The 7,772-nt window shown below is 57.3% G+C and carries 10 protein-coding genes; 4 read left to right on the top strand and 6 right to left on the bottom strand.

Going from position 1 to position 7,772, the window contains the following annotated elements:
• From WBM93_RS07280 to WBM93_RS07265, 4 genes are all read right to left on the bottom strand, one after another.
• Positions 1-646, bottom strand: a 646-nt coding sequence (locus WBM93_RS07280; RefSeq protein ID WP_424430202.1) for an NAD(P)(+) transhydrogenase (Re/Si-specific) subunit beta, incomplete at its 3' end; no start/stop codon positions are given.
• A 107-nt stretch (positions 647-753) separates the two neighbouring features.
• The gene (locus WBM93_RS07275) at positions 754-1,050 is read right to left on the bottom strand and encodes an NAD(P) transhydrogenase subunit alpha (RefSeq protein ID WP_066743604.1); all 297 of its coding nucleotides are present in this window, start codon (positions 1,048-1,050) and stop codon (positions 754-756) included.
• Between the two features lie 9 nt (positions 1,051-1,059).
• The gene (locus WBM93_RS07270; protein ID WP_424430198.1) at positions 1,060-2,190 is read right to left on the bottom strand and encodes a Re/Si-specific NAD(P)(+) transhydrogenase subunit alpha; all 1,131 of its coding nucleotides are present in this window, start codon (positions 2,188-2,190) and stop codon (positions 1,060-1,062) included.
• Between the two features lie 16 nt (positions 2,191-2,206).
• Positions 2,207-2,329, bottom strand: coding sequence for an aa3-type cytochrome c oxidase subunit IV (locus WBM93_RS07265; RefSeq protein WP_424430192.1), 123 nt, complete (start codon positions 2,327-2,329; stop codon positions 2,207-2,209).
• A 168-nt stretch (positions 2,330-2,497) separates the two neighbouring features.
• Between WBM93_RS07265 and WBM93_RS07260 the strand changes: the two genes are divergently transcribed.
• Positions 2,498-3,925, top strand: coding sequence for a sigma-54-dependent transcriptional regulator (locus WBM93_RS07260; protein ID WP_424430189.1), 1,428 nt, complete (start codon positions 2,498-2,500; stop codon positions 3,923-3,925).
• A 135-nt stretch (positions 3,926-4,060) separates the two neighbouring features.
• Positions 4,061-4,654 carry a hypothetical protein gene (locus WBM93_RS07255; protein ID WP_424430186.1) on the top strand — a complete coding sequence of 198 codons (594 nt, stop codon included), beginning with the start codon at positions 4,061-4,063 and terminating at the stop codon, positions 4,652-4,654.
• A 7-nt stretch (positions 4,655-4,661) separates the two neighbouring features.
• Here WBM93_RS07255 and WBM93_RS07250 read toward each other — a convergent pair whose 3' ends face one another.
• Both WBM93_RS07250 and WBM93_RS07245 read right to left on the bottom strand, forming a co-directional pair.
• Positions 4,662-6,092: a DEAD/DEAH box helicase gene (locus WBM93_RS07250; RefSeq protein ID WP_424430183.1), complete on the bottom strand. Its 1,431-nt coding sequence runs from the start codon at positions 6,090-6,092 to the stop codon at positions 4,662-4,664.
• Positions 6,093-6,200: 108 nt separating this feature from the next.
• Positions 6,201-6,701, bottom strand: a complete 501-nt coding sequence (locus WBM93_RS07245; RefSeq protein ID WP_424430180.1) for a hypothetical protein — start codon at positions 6,699-6,701, stop codon at positions 6,201-6,203.
• A gap of 178 nt (positions 6,702-6,879) precedes the next feature.
• Here WBM93_RS07245 and WBM93_RS07240 point away from each other — a divergent pair, with 178 nt between their 5' ends.
• On the top strand, positions 6,880-7,353 hold the full coding sequence (locus WBM93_RS07240) for an FAD-binding oxidoreductase (protein ID WP_424430177.1): 474 nt from the start codon (positions 6,880-6,882) through the stop codon (positions 7,351-7,353).
• Positions 7,354-7,365: 12 nt separating this feature from the next.
• Positions 7,366-7,772 (top strand): FAD-binding oxidoreductase (locus tag WBM93_RS07235; RefSeq protein ID WP_424430174.1); only part of this gene is annotated, 407 nt, incomplete at its 3' end.

The raw sequence follows: 7,772 nt of genomic DNA, 5'->3' as shown, positions 1-7,772 counted from the left end.
TCAGCGCCACGATCGCCCAGAATATCGGTCCTGTGCCGATGGTCGGTGCAATCGCAAAATAGGCAGTCAGTCCGATGATCGCCAACAGCACGCCAAGATTGATGATATGCCGCCCGGGCAGCGTGATCGGCGCGCCGGACATATTGCCGTTAAGCTTGAGAAAAGCGATGACCGAACCGGAGAAAGTAATCGCACCAATCGCGACGCCAAGACCCAATTCAACCCGGCTGACCGTCAGGATTTCATCCGTCGCATCCAATATGCCAAAGGCGCCGGGATTGAGATAAGCGGCGACTCCGACCAGAACCGCGGCCATACCGACCAGACTGAGGAAAGCGGCGACCAGCTGGGGCATATCGGTCATCGCGATACGACGCGCGATAACGAAACCGATCGCGCCACCGATGGCAATCGCTCCGGCGATTTCCGGCAGGCTGGCGATGCTGTGGGTCCATAGAGTGGTGACCACAGCGATCAGCATTCCGACCATACCGAAACGGTTGCCGCGTCTGCTAGATTCGGGCGACGACAGACCGCGCAATGCGAAGATAAAAAGAACGCCCGCGATCAAATAGGCGGTCGCAACCCAGGGGTTGACCGCTTCACCGGAAGCGGCGAGCGCTGGTGAACTGGCAAATACCGTCATCCCAGCGAAGGCTGGGACCCAACCCAATCTTGATGCGACACGACGCCCTCGGTTTAGACCCCAGCGTGCGCTGGGGCGACAAATTTTGTCGTCGACAGAAGCACCCATTATTTGCGCTCCTTCTTCTTGTACATCGCGAGCATCCGCTCGGTCACGGCAAAGCCGCCAAAAATATTCACGCTGGCCAGCACGACGCCAACCAGACCCAGCCACTTGGCGGTCTGTCCACCATCAGCCTGCGACCCCGCCGCCGCCGCGATCAGCGCCCCGACGATAATCACCGAAGAGATCGCATTGGTCACCGCCATAAGCGGCGTGTGCAAGGCCGGGGTCACCGACCAGACGACATAATAGCCGACAAAACAGGCCATCACGAAGATCGAAAGAATTGAAATAAAATCCATAGCTAACCCCTATTTCGCCAGAAGGCGCTCGTTCACAACCTTGCCATCCTTGGTCAGGCGTATGCCAATCGTTACCTCGTCATCATCGGGCAACACTGGCCGCTTGGCCTCTTCGTCCCAATAAGCGCTGAGGAAATTATAGAGATTGCGGGAGAATAGAGCGCTACTGTCCGCCGCCATGCTCGACGGCATATTGTTCGCGCCGATGATCTTGACGCCATGCTTCACGACCACTTTGCCGGCAACCGCGCCTTCGACATTGCCGCCTTGCTCTGCTGCCAAGTCGACAATCACGCTGCCGGTCCGCATCGTCGCAATCTGGGCGTCGGAAATCAGGCGCGGTGCAGCCCGTCCGGGGATTAGTGCGGTGGTGATGACAATATCCTGTTTGGCAATATGGCTGGAAACCAGTTCGGCTTGCGCTTTCTGATATTCCTCGCTCATTTCGGTGGCATAGCCACCGGTACCTTCACCCTCGATGCCTTCGACCGATTCGACAAATATCGGCTTCGCGCCGAGCGATTGAATCTGTTCCTTGGTCGCTGCGCGCACATCGGTGGCGCTGACCTGCGCGCCCAGTCGCCTCGCCGTGGCAATCGCCTGCAATCCGGCAACACCGACGCCCATGATGAAACAGCGCGCCGCCGAAACCGTGCCGGCTGCGGTCATCATCATCGGAAAGACGCGGCCGTAATGGGCGGCGGCTTCAAGGACGGACTTGTAACCCGACAGATTGGATTGCGAAGACAGAATATCCATCGATTGGGCACGGGTGATCCGCGGCATGAATTCCATCGCCAGCGCATCAATGCCCAGCTTGGCATATTCATCGACGCGTTTGCGCTCGCCGAAGGGATTGAGGCTGGCAACCAGCCATGCGCCTTTCTTGATGCCCTTTAATGAGAGTGGGTCAGGACCTTGCACGGCCAGAACAATGTCCGCATCTTTCAATACCGCTTGCCGGGTATCGATTGTCGCGCCCATTTCCTGATAATCTTTGTCGGCAACAGACGCAGATTCGCCGGCTCCCTTTTCGACGGCCAGGGAAGCGCCGAGAGCGATGAATTTCTTGACCGTTTCTGGCGACGCGCTGACGCGCTTCTCGCCCTCGGCGAGTTCCTTCAAAACCGCGATTTTCACAAAATATTCCAATCAGTTAGGATATGAGAATAATCACCAATATGGCGACTACAACAGTCGCGATCGTCCCGGTTTTCAGCAGCGACAGGAAGCGAGCATATGATTCCTCAGCTGCGCCCAAATCATTATCAGATGTCATGATATCCCCTTACTTTCGTTCAAAACAGGCGCGAGGTGTAACCGTATATTACCTGCTGCTCAAGCCCTTCGCACCGTCATTCTATATAGAAAATTTATTCGCCCCTTAATCGGGTCTTTACCGGTTGCCGCTAAGGATATGCCTCATTCTGGCACAATCGGGATAAAAATGGTACAAAACGGCACTAAATTACTGCTGCTGATCGATGATGAGCCTGCCCAGTGCCGGTTGATTTCCGCGCTCGCCTCGCGGGCGGGATTCCGCACGATCTATGCCCGCGACGCAGAAACCGCGATTGCCACGCTAGGCACGCAGGACGGGATGATGCTCGACGCGATCATTCTCGACCATTGGGTGCCGGGCTCCGAAGCGACGGAGCTGATCACCGAACTGAAATCCCGTCGCCCCGCCTTGCCCGTGCTGATGCTGACCGCCGTCGGATCAATTGCCGAAGCCGTCGACGCCGTGCGCGCCGGCGCTACCGACTATCTGATCAAGCCGGTTGCCCCCGAACTGATGCTCCAGGCGCTCAACGCCGCTGTCGAATCGTCCAGGGATGACGGCGAGCTACGCCCGCTCAGCGAGAAAATTTCGGTGCCGCTCGAATTTGAAGAAATTGTCGGCGCTGCGCCGGCGTTTCGCGCGGCACTGGCGATCGCGGCCAAGGCAGCCCGCGCCCGCGTTCCGGTATTGATCGAAGGCGAAGGCGGAGTTGGCAAGGAAGTTATCGCCGATGCCATCCACGCCGCCAGCCCCCGGTCCAAATTGCCGATGCTCAAGCTCAATTGCGGGGCAATTACCGGCAACCTGCTCGATTCGATCCTGTTCGGCCACGAAAAAGGCGCTTTTACCGGCGCGTTCGACCGCAAGATCGGACTGCTTCAGCAAGCCGAAGGCGGCACGATTTTCCTCGACGAGGTCGACCGGATTCCGCCGGAGACCCAGGTCCGCCTGCTGCGCTTCCTCAAACATTCCGATATCCAGCCGCTTGGCAGCCCGAACAGTTTTCAGCTGGATGTCCGGATCATCGCCGCAACCAATCGCAAGCTGCTGCTCGAGGTCGAGAAAGACAATTTCCGCGAAGATCTTTTCTACCAGATGAATGTCGTCCAGCTGACCATCCCTCCGTTGCGCGACCGGACCGGCGACATTCCCGCGCTGGCCCGCCATTTCCTTGCCCGCCTCGCGCTCCAGCCGGGTCTGCGCAGTCTTGGCATCACCGACGAAGCGCTCAATCTGCTGCGCAGCTATCGCTGGCCGGGCAATGTCCGCCAGCTGCAAAGCGTGCTGTTCCGCGCCGCGGTCATGTGCGACCGCAATGCTCTGACCTGCGATGAATTTCCGCAAATCGCGTCCTTTGTCGCCGAATCCGGCGACGCCAACCCGCATCTCGTCAGCAGCCCGGAAGGCATCGGGATCACGCTTTATAGCGAAGATGGCAATTTGCGACCGCTGGAAGAAATCGAAGCCGATGTCATCCGCCTCGCCATTGGCCATTATCGCGGCCGAATGACCGAAGTCGCGCGGAGACTGGGCATCGGACGCTCAACCCTCTATCGCAAACTGGCCGACCTCGGCATTGATAACGCCGCGTAAACACACGGTATTTTTGTTGGATTTCGTGTAGGATCATGTTGGATTTGACGTTTTCGGCCAAAACCGAATCTGCAAAATTCAACATCGCCATTGATGTTTCCCACCGCTGGTCTTAAGTCTCATCTCATGAAAAACATGCTTCCAAACCTTCCATTCGGCGCGGCCCTGACGCTTGCGCTGCTTCTCTCGGCCTGCGGAAAACAGGAAGCGGTGGGCGACGTTCCATCCAGCGAAGAACTGGCGCAACAAGCCGATGCTGCAAGCCAGGCGATCCGCGACGAAGCGGAAGCTGCAGAAGGCGAAGGCACAACCACGATCGATCTCGCCACCCTCGACAGCTATGCCAACGCCTTGCGCGGTTACACCATCATGGTGCCTGGCGGCTGGACCGTGGACAAAGCCGCCAGCGACGACAATGGTCGAGTCTATACCGATGCTGAAAGCGGCGCAAAGCTGGCGGTCAGTTGGGTAGAGAATCGCGAAGACGCTGCATGGAGCAAATCCGTTCAGGCGGTAGAGGATGGCAGCGACGCCATGGAGGGCGCGCCGGTCGGCAAGAATGAATATCGCGCCTCCGGGATTTTAACCAATGGCCAGAAATCCAGCCAGCGGCTGCTTCGCAAGCCCGATGGTACAATGGTGCAAGCGGAAATCAGCTATGCTGCTGACCAGGCCAAGGCAACGGACCCGCTGGCTTCAACGATCCTCGAAAGTTTGACCCTGCAATAGCCACAATCTAGCGGTTGAGCTTGGCGTCCAGAAAGCTGGGCATCGGACCGTTCCAGCTACCTTCTGCATCATCGTCACTCGCGTCCTGAACAACCGGCGGCTTTTCCGCCTTGACCTTTGCAGCGCGTGCCGGTTTCTTCGGCACATCATCGTGCTGCGGCCGTTTCGGCGCATCGTCTTGCCGGGGCTTCTTTGGCCGATCTTCTTGCTGTGGCCGCTTTGGCGCTTCATCGCGCCGCGGCGCGTTTGATTTTACCGCACCAGGCTTTTCCGAAGCAGGTTTCGCCGGCGCCTTGGCGGCTGGTTTGTCGCTAGCCTTGCCCTTGCGCTCCTTGCGGACGGCAATTTTCATACCAGTCAGTTTTTGGATGCTGTCGACATGTTCCGCATCGCTGCGGGTTACAAAGGTAATCGCGACGCCGGTGGCACCCGCGCGACCGGTTCGGCCGATCCGGTGAATATAGTCATCCGGGTGCCAGGGAATATCATAATTGATCACATGGCTGACGCCCTTGATATCCAGCCCGCGCGCGGCAACATCGGAGGCGCATAAAATATTGATTTCGCCGGACTTGAACCGGTCCAGCTCGGCCAGACGCGAACTTTGATCCATGTCACCGTGAATCTGTCCGGCATCAAAGCCGTCCTTGCGAAGGCTCTGGCAAAGATCACGAACCTCGGTTTTGCGATTGCAAAATATGATTGCGGTATCGACGCCTTCATTGTCCAGCAGGTCGACAATCAATTTGCGCTTGGCCTTGGGAGCGACCTCGATCAGGGATTGATCGATCGAGGTGTTGGCCGTTGCCGGGCGCGAGACTTCGATATATTTTGGATTGTTGAGAAACTGATCCGACAATCTCTTGATCGGCGGCGGCATGGTCGCCGAAAACAGCATTGTCTGGCGCGTCGCCGGCAATTTCGAGCAGATCGATTCGATATCCGGAATGAAGCCCATATCGAGCATCCGGTCCGCTTCGTCGATCACCAGCAATTCGCAGCCCGACATCAAAATCCGTCCGCGATCGAACAGATCCATCAGCCGCCCCGGTGTCGCGATCAGAACGTCTACTCCTTTTTCCAGCGCCTTGATCTGGTCGCCCATGGAAACGCCGCCGATGAGCAACGCCATGCTGAGATTATGGTTTTTGCCATATTTCTCGAAATTCTCGGCAACTTGAGCCGCCAATTCACGAGTAGGCTCCAGGATCAGCGATCGAGGCATCCGCGCACGCGATCGGCCATGTGCCAAAATATCAATCATCGGCAGCACAAAACTTGCGGTTTTGCCTGTGCCGGTCTGGGCGATGCCGATGATATCTTTCATCATCAACACGGAAGGTATGGCTTGGGCCTGAATCGGCGTCGGCTCATCATAACCCGCTTCAGCGACGGATTTGAGCAGTTCTTCAGACAGGCCGAGATCGGCAAATTTCATAGCGGTTCCGGAAAAATATAGGATGCACCCTTGCATCCTGTCTTAGCCTCTTGGGCTATGCCGGGCAATGATCTCATATCCCGGATTTGTCAAGCTTTCTCGCTTGATCTAGCGTTCCGGGACAAGTTCGCGAAATCGTTCAATTTCACATTTGGCGCCGGTACGCGAGTGCAGGATATCGCGTCCTGCGCACATTTTGCCGTCCTTCGATTTTTCCATATAAAAACCGGAATAAAAACTGCGCGCCTGGCAATTTTCTTCGAGCTGCGCCCTGACTCGCCTGCGATCCTGTGTCACCAGATCGAGATATTGATCTGAAAACATCTGCACGCCCAAAATATTGTTCATCGGCAAGCATTTGCCCATTTTCTTTTCGCGAAAGGTCTGCTGCGGGATATCCTGCGAAAAATCTGCCCTTGGCGCCAATTGACTCGGCCGACGTCGCGGCACCCGGATGATCACCCGTTTTTCGATTCGGACCTGAGCATAAGCAAGCGGACGCGCCGGTACATAGTCCCTGACCGTATCGGTAGACGAAACATCCACCTGCTGTATCCCGCGCGTTTCCGGCACGGAGAGCAGCAATATCGCGATAAGTGACAGGCTCACCAAAATCCCTTAATTAATCCTTGGCTTTGCTATACCAGCGACGATTGAATATTGCATGAACTGACAGATTGCCACTTAATGATCGTCTTGCGGCACATTATCGGCCCTGGCTTGCCTGCGAAAGCGGACTCGGCCGTAAGACGACGAAAAGCTGGCCCCGGAACGCAGGAGCGAAGACATGCCGAAAACGACAAATTGGCGAGAACAGATGCAGTCGGTTGTGGGTGCCAAGGGTTACACCAGCGACGACGATGATATGGCTCCGTGGCTCACAGACTGGCGCGGCCGTTATACCGGCGCGGCATCCGCCATGATCTCTCCCGCCAGCACGCAAGAAACCGCAGAGATACTGCGGATCGCGAACGAACATGCCGTTGCCGTTGTTCCGCAAGGCGGCAACAGCGGGATGGTCGGGGGGGCAACCCCCGATGCCAGCGGACAGTCGGTCATCCTGTCCCTCCGCCGCATGAACCGGATCCGGACGATAGAATCCGAAGACCAGCTCGTGGTGTGCGAGGCCGGTGTGATTCTACAGAATCTTCATGAAGCTCTTGCAGCAGAAGGACTGAGGTTTCCCCTGACGCTCGGCGGCAAGGGTTCCGCCACGGTCGGCGGGCTCGTTTCCACAAACGCCGGCGGCACCCAGGTATAACGCCACGGAACGATGCGCGCGCTGGTGGCCGGGATTGAAGCCGTGCTCCCCGACGGCAGCATCCTGGAAGGCCTGGTGTCGCTGAAGAAAGATAATCGCGGCTATGATCTGAAGCAATTGTTTGTTGGCGGCGAAGGCACATTGGGCGTTGTCACCGCAGCAACGCTGAGAACCGTGCCGGCTCTGGTGGATCGCTGCGTTGCATGGGCCGCGGTCGACAGCACCGACGAGGCCTATCAGCTCTTCCGGTATCTCAAAAGCCGGACGCCGCAATCACTGGAAGGCTTTGAGATTATTCCCGCAACATGTCTGGATTCGGTTCTGCACCACATTCCCGGAACCCGCCCGCCGCTTGCAGGCACGCATCGCTGGCATGTGCTTGTCGAAATCGTGCGTGATCAACCCGATGCGCAAGACCC

Source organism: Parasphingorhabdus sp., assembly GCF_049667325.1.
Lineage (GTDB): Bacteria > Pseudomonadota > Alphaproteobacteria > Sphingomonadales > Sphingomonadaceae > Parasphingorhabdus.
The sequence above is the reverse complement of the archived record's forward strand: the minus strand, read 5'-3'. Positions and strand labels throughout refer to the sequence as shown.